The organism is Pseudanabaena sp. FACHB-2040, from assembly GCF_014696715.1.
In the GTDB taxonomy this organism is placed as follows: Bacteria; Cyanobacteriota; Cyanobacteriia; order Phormidesmidales; family Phormidesmidaceae; genus JACVSF01.
Window position 1 is genome coordinate 552694 of sequence record NZ_JACJQO010000022.1, and the last position, 24108, is coordinate 576801.

General features: G+C 53.0%; 22 protein-coding genes and 1 riboswitch. Of the genes, 11 read left to right on the top strand and 11 right to left on the bottom strand.

Going from position 1 to position 24108, the window contains the following annotated elements; translation table 11 throughout:
* The first annotated feature begins 15 nt into the window (after positions 1 to 15).
* Complete coding sequence (locus H6G13_RS25435) at positions 16 to 882, top strand: alpha/beta fold hydrolase (RefSeq protein WP_190488351.1); 867 nt, start codon at positions 16 to 18, stop codon at positions 880 to 882.
* Positions 883 to 979: 97 nt separating this feature from the next.
* Positions 980 to 1600 (top strand): exopolysaccharide biosynthesis protein, encoded by a 621-nt coding sequence (locus tag H6G13_RS25440; RefSeq protein ID WP_190488138.1) that lies wholly within the window; start codon positions 980 to 982, stop codon positions 1598 to 1600.
* 24 nt (positions 1601 to 1624) lie between these two features.
* Here H6G13_RS25440 and H6G13_RS25445 read toward each other — a convergent pair whose 3' ends face one another.
* A complete protein-coding gene (locus H6G13_RS25445) occupies positions 1625 to 2152 on the bottom strand; it encodes a thylakoid membrane photosystem I accumulation factor (protein ID WP_199306860.1) in 528 nt (175 codons plus the stop codon).
* A gap of 167 nt (positions 2153 to 2319) precedes the next feature.
* Positions 2320 to 2925 (bottom strand): hypothetical protein, encoded by a 606-nt coding sequence (locus H6G13_RS25450; protein WP_190488140.1) that lies wholly within the window; start codon positions 2923 to 2925, stop codon positions 2320 to 2322.
* A 175-nt stretch (positions 2926 to 3100) separates the two neighbouring features.
* Here H6G13_RS25450 and ychF point away from each other — a divergent pair, with 175 nt between their 5' ends.
* Both ychF and H6G13_RS25460 read left to right on the top strand, forming a co-directional pair.
* The gene (gene ychF / locus H6G13_RS25455; protein WP_190488142.1) at positions 3101 to 4192 is read left to right on the top strand and encodes a redox-regulated ATPase YchF; all 1092 of its coding nucleotides are present in this window, start codon (positions 3101 to 3103) and stop codon (positions 4190 to 4192) included.
* Between the two features lie 154 nt (positions 4193 to 4346).
* Positions 4347 to 5216 (top strand): GDSL-type esterase/lipase family protein, encoded by an 870-nt coding sequence (locus H6G13_RS25460; RefSeq protein ID WP_347277531.1) that lies wholly within the window; start codon positions 4347 to 4349, stop codon positions 5214 to 5216.
* A gap of 59 nt (positions 5217 to 5275) precedes the next feature.
* On the opposite strand, the gene H6G13_RS25465 is transcribed toward H6G13_RS25460, so the two are convergent.
* Positions 5276 to 6136 (bottom strand): fatty acid desaturase, encoded by an 861-nt coding sequence (locus H6G13_RS25465; protein ID WP_190488144.1) that lies wholly within the window; start codon positions 6134 to 6136, stop codon positions 5276 to 5278.
* A gap of 143 nt (positions 6137 to 6279) precedes the next feature.
* Here H6G13_RS25465 and H6G13_RS25470 point away from each other — a divergent pair, with 143 nt between their 5' ends.
* The 4 genes from H6G13_RS25470 to H6G13_RS25485 all read left to right on the top strand — a co-directional run bounded on the left by H6G13_RS25470 (position 6280) and on the right by H6G13_RS25485 (position 12359).
* Positions 6280 to 7530: a TetR/AcrR family transcriptional regulator gene (locus H6G13_RS25470; protein ID WP_190488145.1), complete on the top strand. Its 1251-nt coding sequence runs from the start codon at positions 6280 to 6282 to the stop codon at positions 7528 to 7530.
* Between the two features lie 303 nt (positions 7531 to 7833).
* A complete protein-coding gene (locus tag H6G13_RS25475) occupies positions 7834 to 8640 on the top strand; it encodes a class III extradiol ring-cleavage dioxygenase (RefSeq protein WP_190488147.1) in 807 nt (268 codons plus the stop codon).
* Between the two features lie 944 nt (positions 8641 to 9584).
* The gene (locus H6G13_RS25480) at positions 9585 to 10907 is read left to right on the top strand and encodes a carbamoyl-phosphate synthase (protein WP_190488149.1); all 1323 of its coding nucleotides are present in this window, start codon (positions 9585 to 9587) and stop codon (positions 10905 to 10907) included.
* A gap of 6 nt (positions 10908 to 10913) precedes the next feature.
* A complete protein-coding gene (locus H6G13_RS25485; protein WP_190488151.1) occupies positions 10914 to 12359 on the top strand; it encodes an alanine racemase in 1446 nt (481 codons plus the stop codon).
* A gap of 106 nt (positions 12360 to 12465) precedes the next feature.
* Here the strand turns inward: H6G13_RS25485 and H6G13_RS25490 are convergent, their stop codons facing one another.
* The 4 genes from H6G13_RS25490 to trxA all read right to left on the bottom strand — a co-directional run bounded on the left by H6G13_RS25490 (position 12466) and on the right by trxA (position 16544).
* On the bottom strand, positions 12466 to 13260 hold the full coding sequence (locus H6G13_RS25490; RefSeq protein WP_190488357.1) for an ABC transporter ATP-binding protein: 795 nt from the start codon (positions 13258 to 13260) through the stop codon (positions 12466 to 12468).
* Between the two features lie 57 nt (positions 13261 to 13317).
* The gene (locus H6G13_RS25495) at positions 13318 to 14739 is read right to left on the bottom strand and encodes a CmpA/NrtA family ABC transporter substrate-binding protein (protein ID WP_190488153.1); all 1422 of its coding nucleotides are present in this window, start codon (positions 14737 to 14739) and stop codon (positions 13318 to 13320) included.
* Between the two features lie 170 nt (positions 14740 to 14909).
* Positions 14910 to 15749: a nitrate ABC transporter permease gene (gene ntrB, locus H6G13_RS25500; protein ID WP_190488155.1), complete on the bottom strand. Its 840-nt coding sequence runs from the start codon at positions 15747 to 15749 to the stop codon at positions 14910 to 14912.
* Between the two features lie 118 nt (positions 15750 to 15867).
* Positions 15868 to 16030, bottom strand: a riboswitch (cyclic di-AMP (ydaO/yuaA leader).
* A gap of 184 nt (positions 16031 to 16214) precedes the next feature.
* Positions 16215 to 16544, bottom strand: a complete 330-nt coding sequence (gene trxA, locus H6G13_RS25505; protein WP_190488157.1) for a thioredoxin — start codon at positions 16542 to 16544, stop codon at positions 16215 to 16217.
* Between the two features lie 84 nt (positions 16545 to 16628).
* Here trxA and H6G13_RS25510 point away from each other — a divergent pair, with 84 nt between their 5' ends.
* On the top strand, positions 16629 to 17084 hold the full coding sequence (locus H6G13_RS25510; RefSeq protein WP_190488159.1) for a YaiI/YqxD family protein: 456 nt from the start codon (positions 16629 to 16631) through the stop codon (positions 17082 to 17084).
* On the opposite strand, the gene H6G13_RS25515 is transcribed toward H6G13_RS25510, so the two are convergent.
* Together H6G13_RS25515 and H6G13_RS25520 are read right to left on the bottom strand one after the other, a co-directional pair.
* Positions 17074 to 17358 (bottom strand): hypothetical protein, encoded by a 285-nt coding sequence (locus H6G13_RS25515; protein WP_190488162.1) that lies wholly within the window; start codon positions 17356 to 17358, stop codon positions 17074 to 17076. The two genes, H6G13_RS25510 and H6G13_RS25515, sit on opposite strands and share 11 nt — an antisense overlap.
* Before the next feature lie 154 nt (positions 17359 to 17512).
* Positions 17513 to 19522, bottom strand: a complete 2010-nt coding sequence (locus tag H6G13_RS25520) for a hypothetical protein (protein ID WP_190488164.1) — start codon at positions 19520 to 19522, stop codon at positions 17513 to 17515.
* A 228-nt stretch (positions 19523 to 19750) separates the two neighbouring features.
* Here H6G13_RS25520 and H6G13_RS25525 point away from each other — a divergent pair, with 228 nt between their 5' ends.
* Positions 19751 to 20275: a peptidylprolyl isomerase gene (locus tag H6G13_RS25525; RefSeq protein ID WP_190488165.1), complete on the top strand. Its 525-nt coding sequence runs from the start codon at positions 19751 to 19753 to the stop codon at positions 20273 to 20275.
* Between the two features lie 90 nt (positions 20276 to 20365).
* Here the strand turns inward: H6G13_RS25525 and H6G13_RS25530 are convergent, their stop codons facing one another.
* Complete coding sequence (locus tag H6G13_RS25530; RefSeq protein ID WP_190488167.1) at positions 20366 to 21730, bottom strand: GH1 family beta-glucosidase; 1365 nt, start codon at positions 21728 to 21730, stop codon at positions 20366 to 20368.
* Positions 21731 to 21935: 205 nt separating this feature from the next.
* Between H6G13_RS25530 and H6G13_RS25535 the strand changes: the two genes are divergently transcribed.
* A complete protein-coding gene (locus tag H6G13_RS25535; protein ID WP_190488169.1) occupies positions 21936 to 23279 on the top strand; it encodes a TrkH family potassium uptake protein in 1344 nt (447 codons plus the stop codon).
* A gap of 68 nt (positions 23280 to 23347) precedes the next feature.
* Here H6G13_RS25535 and H6G13_RS28850 read toward each other — a convergent pair whose 3' ends face one another.
* The gene (locus H6G13_RS28850) at positions 23348 to 24055 is read right to left on the bottom strand and encodes a HepT-like ribonuclease domain-containing protein (RefSeq protein WP_347277532.1); all 708 of its coding nucleotides are present in this window, start codon (positions 24053 to 24055) and stop codon (positions 23348 to 23350) included.
* Positions 24056 to 24108 lie beyond the last annotated feature (53 nt).

Genomic DNA, 24108 nt, shown 5'->3' on the forward strand with positions numbered 1-24108 from the left:
AGCGCTTTGAACGTTGTGTCGGGGCTGGTAAAGGGCGGGCTGTGGATAGTGGGGGCGGGTGCGATCGCATACCTCCTATTCTGCAGCTTGCTGTGGCTGGGCCAGCGCAAGCTGATCTTTGTGCCCAATCGCCTGCTAACCGTCACCCCGGCAGCCCTAGGGCTGGATTATCAGGAAGTCTGGATTCCGGTGGGCAGCGGCCCCGATCAGCTGCATAGCTGGTGGCTGCCCGCCACCGCCCCTGCCAATAGCCTCACCCTGCTTTACCTGCATGGCAATGCTGGCAACATCGGGGATCACTTGAGTTTGGCTAGCCGCTTTCAGGCGCTGGGGTTGTCAGTGCTGCTGGTAGATTACCGGGGCTACGGCCTCAGCACTGGCCCTTTCCCCAGCGAGACCCGGATCTATGAAGATGCTTTGACAGGCTGGCACTACCTGATCAAGGACCGGGGCATTGCCCCCGAACAGATCCTAATTTTTGGCCATTCCATTGGCGGAGCCGTGGCCATCGACCTAGCTGTGAATACCCCCCAGGCTGCCGGGCTGATTGTAGAAAATACGTTTACCTCAATGGAGGCGATGGCCCTACATCAGGGGTATGGGGCTTGGGCACCGGTCAAAGCGCTGCTCAACCAGCGCTTTGACTCCCTCCAAAAGGTTTCCCGGCTGCGGCTGCCGGTTCTATTTATTCATGGGCTCGCTGATCTGACGGTGCCGCCGGAAATGAGCCAGCAGCTCTATGAAGCAACACCCTCTCCCAAATGGCTGTGGAGCATTCCCGGAGCCGATCACAACAATGTTTTTGAGGTTGCTGGTCTTGAGTATGACCGCCGCATTCGTCAGTTTCTAGCAGATTTGGCGCTGATTGGGCGTCCTAGCTGAGGAATGCAAAGTGCTTGTGAAATCTTGATCGGTAGCCCTGCCGCTGGCAATTGAGATTTGTTAAATTGAGCCCATTCCTTTTTTCCCTAGGGCATTTATGGCTCGCCTCTCGCTAGAACTGCAGCGCTACTTTTTCGAAGACAGCCCTGGCCCTAAGGTCACTCTGCAAGACATCCTCAGCCTGGCCGGTGAGCGCACCTTTGGCTTTTTGTTTGTGCTGCTATCGTTACCATCGGCCTTGCCCATCCCCGCTCCGGGGTATTCGGTACCCTTTGGCATCGTCATGTTCGTGTTGGCTGTGCAGCTAATTGTCGGTCGTCAGCGCCTCTGGCTGCCTGAGAAGTGGCAGGGACGCGCCTTCGAGCTGGCTCAGGTGCAGGGCGTGATGAAAGCTGGCTTGCCCTGGCTCAAGCGGCTAGAAGCCCTCTCTCGGCCCCGGTTGAGCTACATCTGCACTAGCCTGCCAGGGCGAGTGGTGATTGGAGTTGCGATCGCACTGATGTCGATCTCCATGATGATTCCAGTGCCCGGTACCAACACCCTGCCAGCGATCGGCATTTTCATTACGGGCTTTGGGCTACTCGATGACGATGGCTTTATCAGCCTGATTGGGCTGGTGGTTTGCGTTATGGGCGGCATCCTCTCCAGCTTAATTTTGATGTTTGGCTACGAGGCCGTCAAAACCGGCATTGAGGTCATCCGCAACGGCGGGTTTTAACAGCCAAAACTAAGATTAGTCAAATTAGTCGGGCACTAGCTCGGTGTTCACTTCATTGAAAGAGCGGCGGCGCAGTTCTTCCGACTCTGTGCGCGGCAGCAGATCAAAGACTTCCCGCAGCGCATCATCTAGGCGCTCGTAGGACAGAACGCCGGCTTCGTTCAGCACCACCTTCCCCTCAGCATCAAAAATGACCGTTTTGGGCACTGCGTTATCAAAGTAATAGCCCGGCTCAGTCGGCTCGTAGCGGTCCTTAACCGAAATCGAATCGGCCATGATTGGGATGATGCTGGTCGCCCAACTATAGGGGCCTTGGAGCTGGGAGATCACCGAGGCGTATTGCTTGCACTCGCTGCTGTCGTCTACGTAAATGACCAGCAGTGCCGGTCTGCCCTGCTTGAGCGATTGCTCTAGAGTAGTGCGAGGTGGAACCAGTGACCCATTCCCGGCATATAGGGCAAAAATGTTGCCATCGTAGCGATCGTCAGTGAGTCCAGCAAAGGCAGCGGGTTGACCACCCCAGCCCAGCCAAGCGGTGACTAGAAAAAGCATTAGGCCCAGCAGCAGCCCAATTTGCCGCAGGAGGTCTTTGGCAGAAATCCGCCGGAGGGCGTCGCGTTGCAGCATCATGACAAACAGCCTGTTCTCTGAAAATCCTGTTTTTCAACAGGTTTTGTACCTGTTCTATTAGGCCACAGAACCGCCCCCTTCTGGAGGGATCAGATCTGCTCAAAGCTGGAAATAATCGACTGGAGTTCGTCGCGGTTCTCGTTGTAGCGCTCTTCTGAGGTCCAGGCAACGACCTGGTAGTAGCGGTTGTCGGCCTGAACCGTGGTGTGAAGGTAGGCAACGGGAGTGCCCTGAACCCGCCCTCGCACCAAATACTGACTAGCCGGGTTACCCGCAACGGAATTGAGTTGGGTGACTTCTTCCTGAGCCGTATCGTCAAACTGGCTAGCCAGCAGACGGCGGTATTCCTGGGAGTTGTCCTGCAGGCTGTTGTAGCTTACGGCATTAACCTCTTCTCCAATGACCAGAAAATACATTTCCTGATCCTCGTTGTAGGCATACAGGTCAGCATTGTCGTGCAGAGCATTGGCCGGGGCGATCTCCCACCCCCTCGGCAGACGCACCCGGATCTGCTCCTGGGAATTTTCCAGAGAGCGGCCTCGCAGGGTATTTCTCACCCGAGGCTGGGCATCGTTGTTTTCAGAGTTTTCAGAGGCAGGCTGGTCAATGTCACCAGCCAGGTTGAAGCAGCCAGTCAACGACAGCAGCAACAGCGCGGGCAGGGCAAATTTTTGCAGCAGGTTACGGGTCACCATCGCACCCAATTCATACAGAATCTATGGTGAAAGCCTAGCACTGCTGTTGGAGAACGGAAAACGAGAATGGAAAATTCGTTTTGACTCTGCGCCTGAGGTACAAATTGCGGCGCTCCTCTCCTATCCTGGTAAAAGTGTCTATTGGTCCATCTTCTGCCTGTATCGGGCAACGCCTATGCTGAGAGCTGGAATTGTTGGCCTCCCCAACGTCGGAAAATCTACGCTGTTTAATGCGGTTGTGGCCAATGCCAAGGCCCAAGCCGCCAACTTTCCCTTTTGCACGATTGAACCCAACGTCGGTATAGTCGCCGTTCCTGACACCCGGCTGGGCGTATTGGCTGGTATCTCTAGCTCTGCCGAGATCATTCCGGCCCGAGTGGAATTTGTTGATATTGCTGGACTCGTGAAGGGAGCCAGCCAGGGCGAGGGCCTGGGCAACAAGTTCCTGGCCAATATCCGCGAGGTCGATGCCATCGTGCATGTCGTTCGTTGCTTTGACGATGACGACATCATTCACGTTTCGGGCTCGGTTGATCCGGTCAGAGACATCGAGGTGATCAACCTAGAGCTGACGCTGTCGGACCTAGAACAGCTAGAGCGGCGGGCTGACCGAGTGAAAAAACAGGCCCGTACCAGCAAAGAGGCTCAGGCTGAACTGGTTGTTCTAGAAAAGCTGCTGCCTGCTTTGAATGAAGGCAAGACGGCCCGCCAAGTGGTGCTGAGCGAAGAAGAGGAGCTCATCATCAAGCCCCTGGGGCTGCTGACGCGCAAACCCATCATCTATGCAGCCAACGTCTCGGAAGACGACTTGGCTAACGGCAATGACTGGGTAGAGCAGGTGAGGGGCGTGGCGTCTCAGGAAGAGGCTGAGGTCGTTGTCGTTTCGGCTCAGGTTGAGTCTGAGTTAGTGGATCTGTCTGAGGAGGAACGGACAGACTTTTTGGCGGCGCTAGGGGTTGAGGAAGGCGGCCTGCAGTCGCTGATCCAGGCGACCTATGAGCTGCTAGGGCTACGGACTTACTTTACTACTGGGCCTAAGGAAACCCGTGCCTGGACGATTCAGGCGGGGATGCTGGCTCCTCAGGCGGCAGGCGTGATTCACACTGATTTTGAGCGGGGCTTTATTCGGGCAGAAACAGTGGCCTATGGCGACTTAGTGTCGTCGGGGTCGATGGGGGCAGCTAAGGAGAAGGGTCTAGTTCGTAGTGAGGGTAAAGAATACGTGGTGCAGGAAGGGGATGTTTTGCTCTTTCGGTTTAATGTTTAGGCTCACAAGTTTTTTGTTAAAGGACTGGTCTGTCGCTGAGAATCTATCTAGAATTTGAGCCATCCCTGTTGATGCAGTGGCCCAGTAGACAAACGTCAGTTTGCCGGTGGGCAATAATCTCGGGGAAAGTCCTGTAATCCTTTCTGCTAGGACCGTGGCAGTGCCCTTTCGAGAAAAGCTCCAGCTTCCTTCGCTGATTCAGAGCCTGCAGCAAGTGCCGCCGTGGGCTTTACTCTCTTTGGTCATGAATGGCCTGCTGTTTATTACAGTGCTGGTGGTGCTGCGTCAGATGGCCTTGCTGACAAACCCACGCACGCCCATGATTCCTCAGGCCAATGCGTTTGCGGCTGATGAAATGGCTGCATCGCCTGCGACTACCCTGGGGGACCGACACTACCTGGATTACCAGCAGTGGGTGGCGCTGCTAGAGCAGGAGGCGGCTGCGATCGCAGCTCGTAACGACCCTCGACAGACCATTTTGCTAGGGGACTCGCTTACCCTCTGGTTTCCTCAGGAGCTGCTGCCAGGCCGTAGAACCTGGATTAATCAGGCAATTTCAGGAGAAAACTCAGACGGTCTGCGGCAGCGCCTCTATATTCTGGACCAGACCGACCCTGAGACAGTCTTTGTCATGATCGGCATTAACGACCTGATCTGGGGTAAACCAGAGGAACAGCTGATTGACAACGCCCGCGCCATTGTCCGCCACCTGCGTGACACCCATCCCGACACCCAAATTGTCGTGCAGTCGATCCTACCCCACGGAAATGAAAGTGCCACTTGGGAGGGACGGGATCGGCTGCTAGCCCTGCCCAACGAGCGCGTTCGCGCCGTAAATAGCGAACTCAGGCAAATAGCCGACGAAAACGGGGCCTATTACCTTGATCTGTATCCCCTATTTGCCAACGGGGAAGGCGAACTCCGCCCCGATTTCACCACCGATGGGCTGCACCTCAATTGGCAAGGCTATATGGTATGGCGAACTGCGATCGCACTGCTGAACGAAACCGATTTTGGTGAATAGCTAGCAGCAAAAGGCAGAGGCCCCTTCTGCCCTCTGCCTTAACCTTTAACTTTCAACCCCTAAAGCCTAGCCAACGCCTCCGCAGGAGGCCGGTTAACCCGTCTAGCCAGACCTAGAACTTCCAGCACCCGAATAGCCCACCAAGTAACGTCAATCTGCCACCACTTCCAACCAGCAGGAGCCACATTGGGGTAGGCGTGGTGATGGTTATGCCAACCTTCGCCATAGGTTACCAGGGCAGTCCAAAATAGATTGCGTGAACCGTCTTTATTATCAAAGGGGCGTGCGCCAACCATATGAGTAGCAGAGTTGATCAGCCAAGTGGAGTGCCACAGCAAAACTGCCCGCAAAAACAGACCGTAGATTACAAAAGACCAGCCGCCCATCGCATATAGCACCAGCGCTAGGGGAATTTGCAGCTTCAAAAAATGCTTATCTAGCCAGGTATAGTAGGCATCTTTGGCCAGATCAGGAGCATGTTTACGGTAGTTTTCGGGAATATAGAACTTCCTGCGAGGATACATAATCCACAGCATGTGGCTCCACCAAAAGCCTCGGCTGGCAGCATAGGGGTCTTTGTCTGGGTCTTCTGTGTAGAGGTGGTGCTGCCGGTGGCCGCTCACCCAGAAGATAGGTCCGCCTTGGATAGCCAGTGCGCCTAGGGTAGCTAGCACATATTCCAACCACTTGGGCACTTGCAGGCTGCGGTGGGTAAGCAAGCGATGGTAGCCCAAGCAAATGCCAATGCTGCCAAACAGCCAGTGGAGAACAATTGTTACCCCCAGGGCTTTCCAAGAAAAGAACCACGGAGCCAACAGAGCAATCCCGTGGAAAGCCGTGAAAAAGGCAACGTTTACCCAGTTAAGAGTCAATTTCTCCTCAGGCGGTGCCTGAGTCCGGTTCGTTAATGTAGAAGTCATAGAATGTCCTTTTTGTTCAGCCTCACATCCAGAGTTGCTGCCTAATATTGGTCTTGAGCGTAGCCACAGAGAGATGCAAGTGACACTTACACTACAACAGTAACACTGGTCCTGTTAAGCTGCAAGTAGAACTTGCACTAAAAATGTCCAACAAACGAAAAACTGCCCGTCAACGCCTAGTTCAAACCGCGCTTCAGCTCTTTGCTCAGCAGGGTGTGACTACCACCACCACGCGCCAAATTGCAGATGTTGCCGGGGTCAATGAGGTTACGCTGTTTCGGCATTTTGGAAGCAAGCACGGCTTGCTTTTAGCTGTGCTCGAAGAAGCTGAAGTTTTTGTTGAGATGGGCGATGACTTACGAGAGCAGTCCAGCCAAACCCGAGGGTTTATCCCAGCCCTGCAAGCTTATGCTGAGGGCCATCTAGGAGCCTTAGAGCAACTGCCGGGGTTTGTGCGATCGCTCATTGGCGAAGCAGGCCATTACCCAGCCGAAAATCGAGAGGCGATTGGTCGCGGGTTGGCTCAAATTCAGCAGTACACAGAGGACTATCTAACCTGCATTATTGACCGAGAGCAAATTCGGGCGCGGCTCTCACCCGCTCAACTAGCCAGCCTGATCAACGTTCTGCTCTTGGGATATGCCGTGCTGGAATTTACCACCGAATTCCATCGGCTCTGGCCCAGCCAAGAAGCTTTTATCGCCGACATGATGGCGCTGTTTCGCCTCACCGAGGCAGTAGCAGAACCTGAAGATCTTGCTTCTAATGTCTCAATTCCGAATTTTGAAACAGCTGGGCAGAAAGAAATCCAGGATTTACCCGCCTCTTTGGTGCGAGCGATTTTGCAAAAGGCCCGCAGCCGAGGCCCTCAGGTCTATGCATTGGCCTACATCTTGTTTGGCGCAGGCATTAGCGCCACGGAAATCGCAAGTCTACGACGCGCCCACTCCATTGCCGATGAGCAGCAGCACATTTTGCAGGTCAGTGGTTCCGCTAGTCGGCAGGTGCCCTTAAATCAATGGATCATGGGGCATCGCTATGGATCACATAACAAGAATCCGCTGACCCAATGGTTGAGAACACGTAAAGACAGCCAGACAGCCCTGTTTGTTGATGGAGCCGGCAATCCATTGTCGGTAGCCGAAATTCGCCAGCTCTGGCAAGAGATTACCGCTGAGGTAGTGACCCCTGCAGGTCATCCCCCTACGATTGAGCAGGCTCAGCAGACCTGGCGTGTGGAAATGTTGATGCGGGGTTTGGCTTTAGAAGATCTGAGCATCTTAAGTGGATGCAGCTCCGAGCGCCTGCAGCCTTATCTACGACGAGCAAGAGAAAAAACTGCGCTAGAGCAGGCCCTTCGTCTTGATCAGCGGCCAGGCAAGCTGGAAGCTTGAGCTGAGCTGACTTTTGTTATATCTGCCTGCATTCAGCTTTTGGATCCAAGTCGGCGCAGAGTTAGTTGGCCAGTGAGGCAGCAGCATCTTATATAGTTCTAATTAGAACAAAATTTGTTAAAGTAGGACCAAGTTCAGAAGTAACCGAAAGCTGCCCTGAAAAGGGAGAAAAAAGAAATGCTGCAACTCGCTTTTTAAGAGAGTAGCTCTATCTTTAGCGCAACTAATTGTTCTACCTAGAAACAATTGCACCCCTTCCCACAATGGCGGCAGCTTCAAATCAAGTACTAGAAAGGAGCTATTATGAGCCGTTTACCGGCTTTGTTTATTTCTCACGGTGCGCCAGACTTGCCGATTCGAACAGGAGCGGTGCAGGCGTTCCTGCAGCAATTGCCGCAGGAGACACCTCGGCCTCAAGCCATCCTAGTCGTATCAGCCCACTGGAACAGCCCCCACCCGCTAGTAAGTACGGCGGCTAATCCAGCGACGATTTATGATTTCTCTGGCTTTCCTGAGTCGCTTCACCAAATCACCTATCCGGCTCTTGGTGCCCCTGACCTAGCCGAGCGGGTGATTGAGCTGCTAACAGCCGCAGGGCTACAAGCCGAGGCCGATCCCAGCCGGGGACTCGATCACGGAGCCTGGACACCGCTGATGCTAGCCTATCCTAAAGCTGAAATTCCGGTGACTCAGCTCTCCATTCAATACCGCTCAGGGCCAGAGCATCACTGGAAAGTAGGGCGAGCCCTAGAGCCGCTGCGGCATGAGGGTGTGCTGATTTTGGCCAGTGGTGCGGCAACCCACAATCTGCGCGCCCTTCGAGCGGCTTACGACGCGCCACCGCCGGAGTGGGTGACATCGTTTGACCAATGGCTGAGAGATGCGATAGTCGAAGATTCGCCTCAAGGAGCCATCGCAAACCATGACCTCCCCGCCCTATTCAACTACCGCCAGTTTGCCCCCCACGCTGTAGACAACCACCCCACAGAAGAACACTTGCTGCCGCTGTTTGTTGCTTTGGGAGCCGCAGGCGAACAGGGCCAAGGACGCCAGATTCACAGCAGCTACACCTACGGAGTTTTTAGCATGGCGGCCTACGCATTTGATTAGCTTGATTTAATAGTTTGACTAAAAGGAGGCAGCAATGGCACTCGGTCAATTGGTCGACAGCAAATAGACAGCTGACTGGACGGAACGCAATAAACAGGGACAGTTTCAGCGGATCCCAACCTAGTTTCATCAGCGGGCAACAGCAGATGGATCGACCAAACCCTCGATGCTATCTACCAACCCATCAAAAACGGTGTTTACCACTGTGGCTTTGCCGCCTCTCAGGCAGCTTATGAAGGGGCCGTAGCAGAGCTTTTTAGGCGCTCGATCACTGGGAGGTCGTTCTCAAGCAGTACCCCTATTTATCTCTGTGATGAGCAGCTTACTCTAGCCGATTGGTGCCTGTTCACAACGCTTTTTCTATTTGATCTGGCCTGCTACAACCTGTCTAGGTGCAATCATCAAGCGGCTGGTAGATTACCCCAATCTTTGAAATTACTGCCGAGAGCTCTAGGCGTCAAAGAATGGTTTTGCAGAATGCCAACGCTTTTTGGCTGAGCAGTTGCCTCGATTGCCATAGAGATAACTTAGCTAAATTCAGCTAGGAATACGAAGGGCGCATTATACACCTAAGTTTTTCAACTTAATCTTGCAGCAACTTGTAGTTTAAGGGGAGTTCATACTAGGGCCCCTAATTAAAAAATCTTTTTGTAAGGAATACTGGGTACGGAACAGCTGACTTTGAATTCTGTTAATTTTGTAACAATCAGACTCTAGGGGGACTTCAGTAGCAAGCCATAACATCATTGACAGGCTTACAGTCAAGCGGCTTACGGCCTATCGTTAACGAACAGACAATGCTGGGCATGTTAGGCACATCTACTGAATGAGTAGTCTGCTCTCGCATCAATAGGTTTAGGGTACTGTCTGCGTCTTTTCTAACATTCAGGGGAAAAATAATATGAGGTTCCTGTCCTTCCTTAACAGTGAAGGGAGTGCTTCGCGTGCGTAGTTTTAACGAAGCACTGGTAGAGAGCAAGTCGGGCTTCAGGCATCTACCGCCACCAAAAGGTTTTCTGCTTACAATGGGGAACTACATAGGCACTCTAGCCGCTGCCCGTGACTTAGGAAGTCACGGTATCCCTGTTGTATTAGCAGATAGTCAGAGGTACTCTTTGACTTCTACGTCTCGCTACATTTCTCGATTTGAAAAAGCGCCCAGTCTCGAAAATTTTGAAGCATTTTTTCAATGGCTAATGAATTTTGGCCAAGAAAATTCAGGATATGTTCTTTATCCCACATCAGACGATATATGCTGGCTCATAGCTAGCAGACAGAGCGAGTTAAGAAAATTCTTTTACCTCTTTCAACCTTCAGAAGAAAGCACCTACGAGCTCTTAAATAAAGAAAAGCTATTTTATCGTTGCCAATCGCTGGGTATCGACTGTCCTGAAACATGGGTTCCGATCAATCCCGAGATGCAGCGAGAATTAGCTCGCACTGTTAGCTATCCAGTTTTAGTTAAGCCTAAAACCCAAGCTGGCATGGTTCTGAGCGTGAAGGGAGTGCTCTGTCGCTCTCCGGGAGAACTTTTAGAAGCTTTTGCCATGTTTAAAAGGCGCTTCTTCTATAAGCCAGAGATGTTGAGCTACGACTCCGCATTGACTAACGTCATGGTTCAGAGCTTCTATCCCGAAGCATCAGAGCACATCTATTCTTTAGCGGGCTTCTTTGATTCCGCCAGCGATACTTACATCCTCAGAGCATCCGAAAAAGTACTCCAGCAGCCCGTAAAGATTGGGTTAGGACTGTGCTTTGAAAGCCGAGAAGTTTATGAAAAGCCTGCTAGGCAACTTCGTACTCTGCTAGAGGAGGTTGGCTACAAGGGGGCTTTTGAGGTGGAGTTTATTCACCTTGAGGATGAAGACCGTTTCCTGCTAATTGACTTCAATCCTCGCTTTTATGGGCAAATGGGCTTTGAAACTGCCCGCGGCTTGCCCTTAGCAAGGCTCTGCTACTTTGCAGCAACTGGAGAGCAGCAGCAGGTTGATCAAATTTGTAAAGCGGCATCTAACTGGAATCACACCATCCTTTGGAAGCACCGTATTTTATGGATGCTGATTTTCTTTGTAACGACAAAATGGCTAGGGGGAAATATGACCCGAAGCCGGAGAGACTTCTGGATCCGCTGGGCTCGTACTGGAAACTGCTACGACCCTATTTATGCTGCAGATGATCCGAAGCCTGCTCGATCTCATGTTTGGGAACGTCTAGTCGATATCGTTCGGTATCCTCGCTCCTCGTTTTATAAGTACTTCTGCTCTTAGTATTCCATGCTAAAATTCACCGCTCATAAACGCTTAAAGTCGGAGCTGAAGACTTTCATTAAAGCCGCAGGTCAGCAGTGGCTATCGACAGCAGCAGCTCAAAATCCTAGGCTTTCCCCAGAACTCTGGCAGCTTGAATACGTTGGTAATGAACTAGCATTTCGAGGCCGAGCCCTATCATCTCTCTTGTCTAAATGGGGGACACCGCTGCATATTGTCGATGAAGCAAAGCTGATTTCTAACCTAGAAAGCTTTCAAAAAGTCGCCGATGGTTTTGAGGATGGGTTAGAGGTCTTCTATTCCTACAAAACTAACCCTTTGCCCTGGGTATTTGAGGTGCTGCATCAGCAGGGCGCAGGGGCAGAGGTGATTTCGGAATACGAGCTGTGGTTAGCCCTAAAGCTGGGTGTTCCAGCCGACAAGATTATCTATAACGGCCCTGCCAAATCTCAAGCTTCTTTAGAAGCAGCGATTGATAAAAATATCCTCAGCATCAATATCAACAACGCTGAGGAACTAGACCGAATCTCTGCACTAGCTGCCGCACTGGGCAAAACGGCTCGGGTTGGCATTCGGGTGACCTCGGCAGCAGGTTGGACAGGTCAATTTGGTCTGCCGGTAGAAACTGGCGCGGCTTTAGAAGTTTTCCGGCAGGCGTTGGCACAGCCTGAGTTAAGCGTGACGACTCTTCATTGCCATAGAGGCAATTTGATCTATGACGAAGACACGCTACAAAGTCATCTGCATTTTCTACTGAAGTTTGTTGACGAACTCAAGGAAAAGCTGAACTGGATCCCTGCTGTATTAGATGTAGGTGGAAGCTTAGCTACGCCCACCGTTCGCTATCTAAGCAAAAAGGAAATTAAGCTGGCGACAACGTTTTTGGTGCCACCATCACCACCGGAGCCACAGTCTGTACTGACGCCTCAAGCGTATGCTGAAACTGTGGTTCGAGTGGTGCGATCGCACTTCCAGCAGCAGGGCTATCCACAACCTCGAATTGTGTCAGAACCGGGACGATCGCTGACCGGCAACAGCCAGTTTATGCTGACAACGGTTCAAAATTTGAAGCACGATGCGAGTTTCGACTTTGCTGTTTTGGATGCTGGAATTAACCTAGCAAGCTGTGTTGCCTCTGAATATCACGAGGTTTTTCCCCTCCAGTTAAAGTCTGCGCCGATGCGCTGTCACCGGCTCGTGGGGCCGATTTGCCATATGGGCGATACGCTCTATATGGCCAGCTATTTGCCTCAATTGGAACGACAAGATGCGCTAGCCATTATGGATTCGGGCGCTTACTTCATTGCCGATGCAACCTCCTTTGCTTTTTCACAGCCTGCCGTTGTGGCCATCACAACCTCTGGGCAGGAAGTTCTGATCCGCAAAGCAGAGAGCTTCGATCACCTGGTCAGCCTAGATCACTTTGCAGCTAAAGAAGGACAGCCTTCTTGATGAGAGTTACTGGGACTAGATAGGGCAGCCCTAGAACGCAGACGCTATGTGCTTGGGGTGTACCTCAGATCCTTTGGGCCAAATCAGCTAGCTCAGATAAATCAGGCTAGTCATCTCGATCAAAGCGGTGATAGAGAAAATCTAGTGCCTGAGCATGAATTTCCTGATAGCGAGGATCGTGGCGAATGTCCTCCCGGTTACGGGGGTGGGGAAACGGTACCGTGAGAATTTCACCGATGGTAGCCTCGGGGCCGTTGGTCATGAGGATGATGCGATCGCTCATGTAAATTGCTTCGTCAATGTCGTGGGTAATCATCATTACCGCCTGCCGGTGATTTTCCCAAATGTGGAGCACCTGCTGCTGGAGTTTGCCCCGTGTCAGCGCATCAAGGGCTCCAAAGGGTTCATCCATCAGCAGTACCTTGGGCCGCACCGCTAAAGCTCGGGCAATCCCCACTCGTTGCTTCATCCCACCTGAGAGCTGGTCAGGATATTTTTCAGCAGCGGCCATGAGGTTTACCATCGTCAAGTGCTCGTCCACCAGATTGGACTTTTCAGCAGGTCGTAGGTTTTCAAACACTTCGTCTACCGCTAGCCGAATGTTTTGGCGCACGGTCAGCCAAGGCAGCAGGCAGTATTGCTGAAACACCACCATGCGATCAGAGCCGGGCTTACGAATGGGTTTGCCCTCCATGCGGATCGTACCCGCACTGGCCTTCTCCAGTCCGGCAACCAGCCGCAACAGCGTCGATTTGCCACAGCCAGAGTGACCTACGACAGAGATGTACTCGTCTTGTCCTATCGTCAGATTTATGTTGTCTAGCACTACCGTGTGCCCCCCCTGAGGCTTGGGGTAGGCTTTGACCAAGTTTTCAATCTCCAGAAAAGCAGTGGAGCCCATGTTGGGGATGTGGGAGTTAGTTGCGGTATTGGGAGCAAGGTTAAACACGAGTTCCTCCTAGTAGGTCATAGCGAATGTGCGGGGTTGGTTGGCATGAATCTCAAAGCTATTGAGATAGCCCACTGGGTCACTGGGATCAAAGGTTTTGTTGTCAATGAAAAGCTCTCCCGGCTCCACTTTGTAGTCTTCTGCAGGGCAGGGGATGTCTAACTCAGTAGCAATCTCGCGATAGAGATCAGTGCGCCAAGCTTGGCGGGCAATCTCTTCAGCATTCCTGGGAAATTCAGGAATCTGGCCCCAACGAGCAGCTTGGGTCATTAACCATAGGCTTTGAGACTGCCAGAGAAAGGGCGAGTGGTCATTTTCAACTCCACCGATAGCCTTTAGCTCCTCGGGCATATCAAAGAAAATGGTTGTCTCATCGGGTTTGTCGATTACCCGCTGACGGTCATCAAAACCACCGTAGTTATAGTTGCCTTTAATTGCTGGGCCGGTAACGTTGGGCTTGGCTCCGGTGAAGGATCGCTCGGAGATTAGCTCGGTCACTTCCTGGCGATTCTGTGGATCGCTGCAGTAGCGGCAGGCTTCGATCATGGCTTTGACCAGCGAGCGATAGGTTTTGGGGTTTTCGTTGATAAACGATTCCTGCACCGCCAGCACTCGGTCGGGGTGGCCCCGCCAGATCTCCCGGCCCTGGGCAAAGGTAAAGCCGATGCCCTCGTTGCCAGCAATGGCACGTGTGTTCCAGGGTTCGGCCACCATGTAAGTCTGCATGGCTCCGATCCGCATATTCACGACCATCTGGGGCGGCGGCACGATAATGATGCGGAAGTCTTCTGAGGGATTGATGCCCGCAGCCGCAATCAGATAGCGCAAGAAGTATTCATAGATGGCAGAACTGAGCACAACCGCCAGCACTCGCTGACTGTCGGGGACACTGTTGAAGTAGCCTTGAAAGTCTCGGCTAAAGGCATCTAGGTTGCCGTTGTACTCGTGCCAGGGGCGCACTCCTGCCTCCCACATAGCTTTGCTCATGGTCATGGCATTGCCGTGGCGGTGAACAGTCATGGCAGCACACAGGGGCGCATGTCTGGCTCCCTCTGCTCCAGTGCGGGCATTGGTCACGGCTCCCGATACAACAGGAGAAGCATCTAATCGGCCAAAGACAACTCCGTCGCGGGAGGTGGCCCAGCTAGCTTCACGGCTAAGTCGCACATTCAGACCATATTTACGGAAAAAGCCTTTTTTCCATGCGATCGCAAATGGCGCACAGTCATTAACCGGCACGTAGCCCACAGCCAGATTCGGTTTCTCTAGAGTGCGAGGATCGACAACAGACTCCATCGCCTGTGCCTCTGCCGTGGTCGCCGAGGGACTGCGATCGCCATTGATATCGAGGCTAAAGAGAGCGGTTCCAGCGGCAGTTGCCCCAGCAGCTGCCAGGAAACCTCGCCGCGTCCAACGAGTGCGGTTGTTCATAGATCAGTATCCGTAGCGACACGATAGATCGCGTCTTAAATAGCGGGACAAAAAAAGCCGACAGCTAGTAATCTTGGAGCAATCAGGAGAGATGAGTTAATCAGCTAGGTAAGGGTTAGAAATGCGACTTACCATGTCTTCAGAAACCTGAACTCTCCCCTTGAAAACACCTAGGAATTAGAGGGCCGACGAGTCGCCAATTCCTGCAATTTGACCAAAATTACGTCCAAAATCAGACCAGTAATGCCAATGACAAACACAGCCAAAAAGACAGAGCTGAGGTTTAAGCGACTCCACTCATCCCACACAAAAAAGCCAATACCAATGCCGCCAGTCAACATTTCTACCGCCACAATCACTAGCCAAGCAACCCCCAAGCTAATCCGTAGCCCTGTAAAGATATAGGGCAAGCTAGCAGGCAAAATTACCTTAGTTAACTGCCGCCACCGAGGCATTTCCAGAACTTTTGACACGTCAATATAGTCCTGAGGCACACTAGAGACACCTAGCGCCGTGTTGATAATCGTGGACCAAAGAGAGGTGATAAAGATGACAAAGATAGCCGACGGGTTAGCCAAGTTAAAGATGGCTAGCGCAATCGGCAACCAAGCCAGTGGCGAAACCGGCTTAAAGATCTGAATTAAAGGGTTTAGCGCTAGCATCGCAGGCTTATACAGCCCAATTAGAAACCCAGCTGGAACAGCCACCAAAGCCCCTAAAACAAACCCAATCATTACGCGGCGAATGCTAGCCAACAGCAGCCAGCCAATGCCCAAATTGCCAGGGCCCCGTCGATAGAAGGGGTGAAGAATGTAGTCTAGATTTGCGGTCAGGGCCTGCCAAGGCGTGGGCATAATTTCACTACGCACAGTTGCCAGCAGCCACCATAAGGCAATCACACCAGCAAAGCCTGCTAGAGGCAGCAAAACCTGATCTCGAAAAAAAGTTGAGCGAAAACTACGCGCAGCAGAATGGCTGGCATTTACTGCCAGGTTTAGCAGTAATGTCATGGGCAGTGCCTCGTGTCAGGTAGGGGGTGGAGCAACTGAGAGTCCAGCCAAGAAGCCTGATCGCACGAGCACCGTCAGTTCAAACTTAAAAAGCTTGTAACGTAAATCAGCACGCTATCAGTCTTCTCTCAATGCCTACGAGGTTAGCTGTCGGGCTAGGGTTGAGAGATACCCCTTCTCAAAAGGTCAATCTTCAGACTGGCTGACCTTGAAAATACGCCCCTTGCTCCAAAAGGAACTTGGTTCCCCCGCTTCTGCTTTAGCTTTGTCAACAAGAAATTGCTAAAGCCTGAATTAGGCTGACTATTCAGTTAAATAAGACCTTAGCATCTTGGTCCAGAATTTGCCAAGACCTTCTTTAGATAGAGATTAGTGCCCAGCTCGAATGCTGGGCTTTTGACGGAAAACTGTTAATAAAACGGCAATACTTTCTGTGTTCTAAAAAGGTTCTGATGACTACTTAAGTTAAGCAGGCTCAAGGTGCCGATCCAGAGCTTGGCTAAGTTCTTCATAGGGCTTGACTCCAATCAGAGTTTCTACTAGTTCGCCCTGTTTAAAGAACATAATGGCAGGAATACTGCGAACACCAAAACGTTTGGCAACGGGTTGGTTTGTATCGAGGTCTAGTTTGAGGACCTTGGCCTGCTCACTGTAAGCTTCAGCCAGTTGGTCGACTAAGGGACTGATAACTTTACAGGGGCCACACCAGGCTGCGGTGCAGTCTACTACCAGCAGCGGTGTGCTAGACAGGAGCGTATCAAATTCGGCTTCGTCTTGAATATAGCCAGCAGCCATGTGGTTTTCCCTATACTTTAGATGGCTCAAGAATATACTGTTTTTGTAACCGGCAGGCCCTTTGTGGAGCGAAGAATCTAAATCATGCAGATTTGGGTAGATGCTGATGCCTGTCCTAACGTGATCAAGGAGATCCTGTTTCGGGCTGCTAAGCGAGCCAGCATTTTGACAACGCTAGTGTCGAACCTGGATCTTCAAATTCCGGCATCGCCCTACATTGATGCAGTACAGGTTCGATCTGGGTTTGATGTTGCTGATGGCTACATCGTCCAGCACTTACAGGCCGGAGATCTGGTGATTACAGCTGATATTCCTCTGGCGGCGGCGGCGATTGAAAAGGGAGCCTATGCCCTTAATCCACGAGGTGAGTTCTACAGCGCCGGAAACATTCGAGAGCGGCTGTCGTTGCGAAATTTTATGGACGAACTTCGCAGCGGTGGGGTAGACACAGGCGGGCCTCCTGCCTTTAACCAGCGCGATCGCCAGGCTTTTGCTAATCAGCTCGATCGATTTTTAGTAAAGCATCGGCCTAGCGGATAGACCAAAACTGCAGCACGCTGAGAATGCTGTTCATACTCAAGACCGAGAGCACACTGCCTGCGCTCAAGACACTCAGGATGCTGCCCGCACTACCAATGCTGAGTAGGCTACCGGCGCTGCCGATACTGAGAATGCTGCCGGTGCTGCCAATACTGAGAATGCTGCCCGCACTGCCTAAGCTCAAAATGCTGCGGTAACTGCCACGACTGAGAATGCCCCGCGCTAGTAGCGGCCGGTTTCTATCTGAATGGGTATCTTCTGCGGTTCTATGCATATTCTAGGGAGTTGATGGGCACGCTTTGCTTTGCCCATCCTACAAAACTGTCTGTGCTGTGCATATCCAGGAATTTGATGGGCTACAAAACTACAAACTTATAGGCTAGGGTTGCCTTCCTAAAAAGATGGGCTAAATTCCCTATCAGCAGGGCTTAAGCAGATCGACCTTCGAATCGACCCTGGGCGAAGTAGTGAGCAAAGCCGCTAATAAAGGATCCTCCACTCACAGCCGTCGCAACATCGGGATTGAGATTGAGGTACTGAGCCTCGTTGAAGAGTGGGCTGGGGTTGCGACCCTCGATGCTGCCGAAGGTCAGGTAGTGGTCAAATCCATCTCCAAACGATCCTGAGGCCACAGCCACTGCTACGTCTGGGTTTTGAGCCAGGTAATAGCTTTCCTGAAATAGTAGAAGTTCGGGGCGGCGTCCTTCCGAAGCGCCTACCTCGATCCAGTGCTCAAAGGCACTGAGATAGCCGCCACTCGTCACAGCATCAGCCACATCGGGATTGAGGGTGAGGTAAGTGCTCTGGCTGAATAGCGAGCTAGGATCGCGGCCCTCGATATGTCCCTGGCTAACAAAGTGTTCAAAGCCACTTCGCAAGGTTCCATTGGCAACGGCCTGGGCCACATCGGCCTGAGTTGCTAGATAGAAGGTTTCGTCGTAAATACTGCTGGGGTTGCGGCCTTCGAGCCAGCCGAACTGAATGAAGTGGTCGTAGCCGCTGGAGAAGAGGCCAGTGTTAAGGGCTGCCAGCACGTCGGGGTTTTGCCGCTGGTATAAAGCCTCATCAAACAGCGCGGTGAAATCTAGCCCCCCTACGGTGGACGGAATGGCTGGCAGCTCAACCCCAAACCAGGCGGCAGCGACTCGTTGGGTCAGGTCGAAATTGAAGAAGGTCGTTGTCGGAGTGCCCGCACTGGTCTCTGTTGTGCTGAGCTGCCAGCTTAAAAGGTCTGCTGATCGTTCTGTACCGTTGACCCTGGTTGTAAACCCAAACTGTGCCTGAGGACCCACTAGGGCAAGCAGGTCTACCGCGTAAGAAAGCAGCGGGGCGCTGGGTCGAGCTGGGGTATTGCTGAGGAAAAAGGAAAGTTGGTCTGTGAAACCGTTGTAATCGACCCAGGCAGTCAGGGGCCGACCACTGGCTAACTCTAGGGGAGCTGTGGCTTGAACTAGGGGCGTTGGAGCGGCTCCCTCAACAATCAGGCTAACGGTATTAGGGGCGATGGGGTCGAAGGTGAGGGCTAGGCTAGGTGTACTGCCTGCTACTGCAGGCTCAATCTGAAAGGCCAGGCCCGAAAGGGCGTTTGGCACGGGCGGCAGTCTAAACTCAAAGCGGCTCTGGAAGGAGAAGTTGGGATCGACGGCGAACGTCTCGGCAAGGAAAGCGCGGGTAGGGACATTGCCGGTGCTCGGAGCAAGCCGCAGGAAATTGTTAACAGGGGTTGCGCCTCCAGTTAACCTGATTTGCTCCAGGGGGTCGAAGGTCAAACCGCTGAGGACGCTCTCCTCGATATTTTGTAGGATGCGCTCTTGTAGAGGGGCGTACTCCGCGATATTACGGTGGGTGATGGTGCGATCGCTAAATAGCTCCTCAGCATTAATATTTTCCGAGCCTTCAACTACCTGCCCCCCCTGCAAATCTAGCGGATCGAAGCCAGGTTCAGCGGGATTAGCGCGATTGCGGATTTGATAGTAGTTGATGCCCCGGAGCACATTAGCAGGCAGGACATTATCTTCTGAACTGGCGTCGGTCAACGGCACGTAGGAGTCGAGCTGAACAAGCAGATTGACTGGACGAGGCGATTGGGCATTGGCCAGTCGAATGGCGGACAAACCGCCGCCGCTGTAGCCCACGATAGCGAGGCTGGCAGGCGTAGGGAACTGGCTAAGAAAGCTCTGAGCCTGCTGGCTGCCAACTTCCTCAAAGGCAAAGATGTTGCCTTCGAAGGAGTCAAACCCCTGGCTGGTCAAGAAATAGTCTGGAAACGTCTCAGCCAGCCGAGTATTCAAGGTGTCGATGCCGATGGCCTGAGGGCCGGCCGCCGAGGGAATCAGCAGACCACCAGCGCCTCGAAAAAGTGCGATCGCAGCCCGCTGGTCAAAACTGAAGTCTTGCCTAACGGGAGTAGGGCCGAGGGCAGCAGTGGTTGAGGGCATCACTTGCACCGGGGATCGCTAACTATCAATGGTTTTGGCAGCTTAACGCACAGCTCTGATTTTGTGGTGTGCCCAAGCCTGAGCCTAAGGAGTGCTGCAGGATGATTGAACTTGTACCCCATCCTGTGGCTTAATGCCTGAGGGGTCTGGCATTATTCACACCTTTTTCCACAAGTGCTGTGGAAAACTAGGCTACCTGTGTCGAATGTTTTTTAGGGCAGACTGGTTATGACAGAACAGACAAATCCCAAAGTGTTTTTTGACGTCACCATTGGCGGTCAACCTGCAGGGCGCATCGTCATGGAGCTGAGGGCCGATGTGGTGCCCGAGACCGCCGAAAATTTCCGCGCCCTCTGTACGGGAGAGAAGGGTACAGGCTCCTCTGGTAAGCCCCTGCACTATAAGGGCAGCTCTTTCCACCGGGTTATCCCAAATTTCATGTGCCAGGGCGGCGACTTTACCCAGGGCAACGGTACCGGCGGGGAATCTATCTACGGCAGAACCTTTGCCGATGAAAATTTTCAGCTCAAGCACACTACCCCTGGCCTGCTCAGCATGGCTAACGCTGGGCCAGGCACTAATGGTTCTCAGTTTTTTCTGACTACAGTTGAGACGCCCTGGCTCGACGGCAAGCACGTTGTCTTTGGCGCTGTGGTGGAAGGCATGGATGTGGTGCGCGCCATTGAACAGGTCGGCACCCCCAGCGGCAAAACTCGGCAGTCGGTGGTGATTGCTGACTGCGGCCAGCTGTAATGCCAAAGAAACCGGGTTTCTGTTTTAGCAGCCAAAATTTTTGATTGACTATTAGAAGAAACCCGGTTTCTAGATCGTTTCTAGATCTCTTCAAACCACGCGGTTTTCCCGCACGCAGTCGGCATACCAGTGAAAGCTGGCTTTGGGGATGCGCTGCTGGGTGGAATAGTCCACGTAAGTGATGCCGAACCTGCGATCGCAACCCCAGGCCCACTCAAAATTGTCCATAAAGCTCCAGAGAAAATAGCCGGTGAGGGGATAGCCTTCTGCCGTGGCCCGATGCGCTGCCTGGAGGTACTGGCGCAGGTAAAAAATTCGCTCTAGATCGAGGATTTCTCCCTGGGAGTTCACCTCGTCCTGGGCGGCGCAGCCGTTCTCGCTGATAAACACGCGTAGATCAGGGCGGTTGAGGGTCTCGCTAATGTGACGCACGCCCCAGTAGAGGCCGTCTGGCACTACCCAGAGCCAAGGCATGTGCAGCCGGGGATAACTTTCTCGAAAATCGAGGGTTTCGTAGCCCTGGTCATTATCTGCAGCCCGCACAACCGACCCGCTGTAGACGTTAAAACCAAAGGCATCTAGCGGCTGATGAATAGTCTCTAGATCGCCGGGGCGAATATCCGGCGCATCTGACCCCAAACGCTCCAGCAGCAGCGGGCTGTACTCCCCGGTCAGGGCCGGAAAGACAATGCCGCCATTGGTGCCCGTTGTATGGAAGGCCGTTTGAGCAGCAGCAATGTGCTCAGGGGTTTCAGCAAAGGGGACGGTGGCGAGAAAGTTATCGACCAGAGCAATAGAACAGGGCTGGCGCGAGGCGGCTCGGATTGCCTGACAGCCCAAGCCGTGAGCCAGTAGCGCGTGGTGAGAGGTTTGCCAGGTTTCTTTGGCAGTCTTGACGGTTGTGCCTGGGGCGTGGAGCGGGACTTGGTTCACCCCGTAGCCCATGTGGGTGAAGCAAAAGATCTCATTGATAGTCATCCAGTGGGAGATGCGATCGCACAGCCGCCCCACCACCACCGTCGCGTAGTCCGCAAAATCCTGGGCCATTTCCCGGCTGCGCCAAGAGCCATAGCGATCTTCTAGAGCCTGGGGGCTATCCCAGTGAAATAGCGTCGCATGGGGAGTAATGCCATATTCCAACAGGCAATCAACCAGCCGCTCGTAAAAAGCCAATCCGCCTTCGTTCACTGCGCCCCGTCCTTCCGGCATGACTCTGGGCCAGGAAATGCTAAAGCGGTAGTGGCGCACTCCCAGTTCGGCCATCAGGGCAATATCGTCGCGGTAGCGGTGAAAGTGGTCGCAGGCTATCGCCCCCGTATCGCCATTCAAAACCCGTCCTGGCGTTTCGCTAAAAGTATCCCAGACGCTGCGGCCCCGCAGTTCGGCAGCCCCTTCAATCTGGTATGAGGCGGTAGACACCCCCCACTCAAAACCGGACGGAAAAAAGTAGGTCATCGCTAAACCTCTCAATGTGCAGCATTAACTGACAGAACGAAGGCTCTTGAACTGTACACTCATTGGTCTCTTGGCACTGCCAATCTGGCCCCATCTCCGGGAGAATGGAAATGAATGGGAATACTCAACAGGGCTTGGCCCACATTTCTCGATCGCTTCAGATTTTCTGCCTCTCAACCTCTAACGCTTTTAGTTCCTTCTCTATATGACCATTGCCCGCACCGTTTGTCTGGGTTTTTTGTCCTTAGTTCTGGCCGGTACGCTACTGTTAGCCCTGCCCTTTACCAGCACCGACCCTTGGGGTTGGGACCACCTAATCATTGCTCTGTTTACCGCTACCTCAGCAGTTTGCGTAACCGGACATGCTGTAGTAGACACCGGCACCTACTTCTCGCTAATTGGGCAGGCCGTCATTCTGGTGCTGGTTCAGGTGGGTGGACTGGGCTATATGACTGTCACGACTTTCCTGCTGCTGCTGCTAGGTCGCCGCTTTGGCTTGAGGGAGCGGGTTGCTCTGCAGCAGGCTCTAGATCGGGAAGAACTCCAGGGCGCAGGGCAGGTTCTGCGCTCAATCGTAGCGGCAACCTTGATCTTGGAGCTGACTGGCGTTTTTCTGCTGCTGCCGTCATTTGCTGCTGATCATGGGCTCACCCGAGGGCTATGGTTAGCCATATTCCACAGTGTCAGCGCGTTTAACAATGCCGGGTTTAGCCTATTTTCCGACAACTTGATCGGCTATCAGGCGTCTCTGCCTGTGAATGCCGTCATTACCGGGCTGATTATACTGGGAGGAATTGGCTACGAGGTAATGTTTGAGACGTACCTGTTGAGCCGAGATTTCTTGACCCAGCGGCGGAGCTGCATGGTGTTTTCTCTCAACTTCAAAGTGGTAGTGAGCACTACGATCATCCTGCTGCTGGGCGGCACCGTGGCATTTTTCCTGGTAGAAGGCCGTAACCCTGCCACTTTGGGGGCTATGGACTGGCCGACTCGGCTATTGGCTGCCTGGTTTCAGGCAGTAACGCCGCGAACGGCAGGCTTTAACACCATCGACATCACCCAGATGACCACCGCCGGACTCTTTATCACCATTGCTCTCATGTTTATTGGCGGCGGTCCTGGTGGCACAGCAGGCGGCATCAAGACCACGACGCTACGGGTGCTGACGAGCTGCACTAAGGCGATTTTGCAGGGCAAAGAGGCAGTGACTCTCTATGAGCGAGAAATTCCGGTAAACCTGGTGCTCAAGGCTGTAGGGGTAGTCATGGGGTCGTTGGCAACAGTTATTGTGTTGACCACCTTAATCGCCCTGTTTGACCCAGAACTGCCGTTTATGTCGGTTTTGTTTGATACAGTCTCGGCCTTTGCCACCGTGGGGCTCTCGAGCGGACTGACCTTTGACCCCAATTTGTCCGACGCGTCCAAGCTGGTGCTGGTGGTGGCGATGTACATTGGGCGGGTCGGCATTCTGCTGCTGATAGGAGCCTTTATAGGCAACACCAAGCCCGGGTTTGTCCGCTATCCCCAGGAGAACCTACTGGTGGGATAACGCTGGCCTGGAGATGGGTTGAGACTTCGGGTTCGCAGAGCGCCTCCAGCGGCAAAAATTCAACAATCCTAGGGTTGGGGCTGGGTCGGCAGGAGCGGCTGAATGTATTTCAGCAGAGCCGGGATATCGCGCTGAAGCGTATCCCAGACAATGTCTAGCTGGACCTGATCGTATTTGTGGGTGAGGATGTCTCGCATCCCCGCAATTTGCTTCCAAGCCACAGTGGGGTGTTGAGCCCGAAATTCAGGAGATAGTCGCTTAACAGCTTCTCCTAGAATGGCGACCTGATAAAGAATGGCAGAGCGTGTGACCACGTCTGTATCGAGAGCGGGGCGCGCCAAGTCTTGGGCAATTTGTAAAACAGTTCTGGAGAATTGATCAATATCTAAAAGTGCAGCGCTGTCGCGGGTTGTGCGATCGGCCATAGCTTTAGAGGGAGCTGAAGCAAGGAATTTGACAGCAGGATCAGCGTACAGAACCGTCGCCGTTTCCAAAATAGCCTGCCGCCGAATCCAGTTGGGGCTGTTTTCAACAGAGGCTCGGTCTACCAAATCTATGCGGCGATGAACCAAGGCCTCTAGTTCTTCAGCCATTGCGGCCAGTGTGACTAGCGTCGGGTGGGCTTGGGAGGAAAACGTCACCAGCACATCGAGATCGCTGTCAGGGCGAAAATCTTCCCGGAGCACCGAACCAAACAGCGCTAGCTGCTGCACCTGCCAGCGCTGACAAAAGGACTGAATTTGCTGGGTAGACAAATCAATGGGAAGCGTTCTCACAGGCTAGCTCCATCGGTGGGTTTAGACCCGTGATTCAATCCTAGAGGGCCAGC

Coding starts and splice junctions, on each gene's coding strand:
- H6G13_RS25440 (WP_190488138.1), top strand. CDS start 980: ATGGCTCGCCTCTCGCTAGAACTGCAGCGCTACTTTTTCGAAGACAGC.
- H6G13_RS25445 (WP_199306860.1), bottom strand. CDS start 2,152: ATGCTTTTTCTAGTCACCGCTTGGCTGGGCTGGGGTGGTCAACCCGCT.
- H6G13_RS25450 (WP_190488140.1), bottom strand. CDS start 2,925: ATGGTGACCCGTAACCTGCTGCAAAAATTTGCCCTGCCCGCGCTGTTG.
- ychF (WP_190488142.1), top strand. CDS start 3,101: ATGCTGAGAGCTGGAATTGTTGGCCTCCCCAACGTCGGAAAATCTACG.
- H6G13_RS25465 (WP_190488144.1), bottom strand. CDS start 6,136: ATGACTTCTACATTAACGAACCGGACTCAGGCACCGCCTGAGGAGAAA.
- H6G13_RS25470 (WP_190488145.1), top strand. CDS start 6,280: ATGTCCAACAAACGAAAAACTGCCCGTCAACGCCTAGTTCAAACCGCG.
- H6G13_RS25475 (WP_190488147.1), top strand. CDS start 7,834: ATGAGCCGTTTACCGGCTTTGTTTATTTCTCACGGTGCGCCAGACTTG.
- H6G13_RS25485 (WP_190488151.1), top strand. CDS start 10,914: ATGCTAAAATTCACCGCTCATAAACGCTTAAAGTCGGAGCTGAAGACT.
- H6G13_RS25490 (WP_190488357.1), bottom strand. CDS start 13,260: ATGGGCTCCACTGCTTTTCTGGAGATTGAAAACTTGGTCAAAGCCTAC.
- H6G13_RS25495 (WP_190488153.1), bottom strand. CDS start 14,739: ATGAACAACCGCACTCGTTGGACGCGGCGAGGTTTCCTGGCAGCTGCT.
- ntrB (WP_190488155.1), bottom strand. CDS start 15,749: ATGACATTACTGCTAAACCTGGCAGTAAATGCCAGCCATTCTGCTGCG.
- trxA (WP_190488157.1), bottom strand. CDS start 16,544: ATGGCTGCTGGCTATATTCAAGACGAAGCCGAATTTGATACGCTCCTG.
- H6G13_RS25510 (WP_190488159.1), top strand. CDS start 16,629: ATGCAGATTTGGGTAGATGCTGATGCCTGTCCTAACGTGATCAAGGAG.
- H6G13_RS25515 (WP_190488162.1), bottom strand. CDS start 17,358: ATGCATAGAACCGCAGAAGATACCCATTCAGATAGAAACCGGCCGCTA.
- H6G13_RS25520 (WP_190488164.1), bottom strand. CDS start 19,522: ATGCCCTCAACCACTGCTGCCCTCGGCCCTACTCCCGTTAGGCAAGAC.
- H6G13_RS25525 (WP_190488165.1), top strand. CDS start 19,751: ATGACAGAACAGACAAATCCCAAAGTGTTTTTTGACGTCACCATTGGC.
- H6G13_RS25530 (WP_190488167.1), bottom strand. CDS start 21,730: ATGACCTACTTTTTTCCGTCCGGTTTTGAGTGGGGGGTGTCTACCGCC.
- H6G13_RS25535 (WP_190488169.1), top strand. CDS start 21,936: ATGACCATTGCCCGCACCGTTTGTCTGGGTTTTTTGTCCTTAGTTCTG.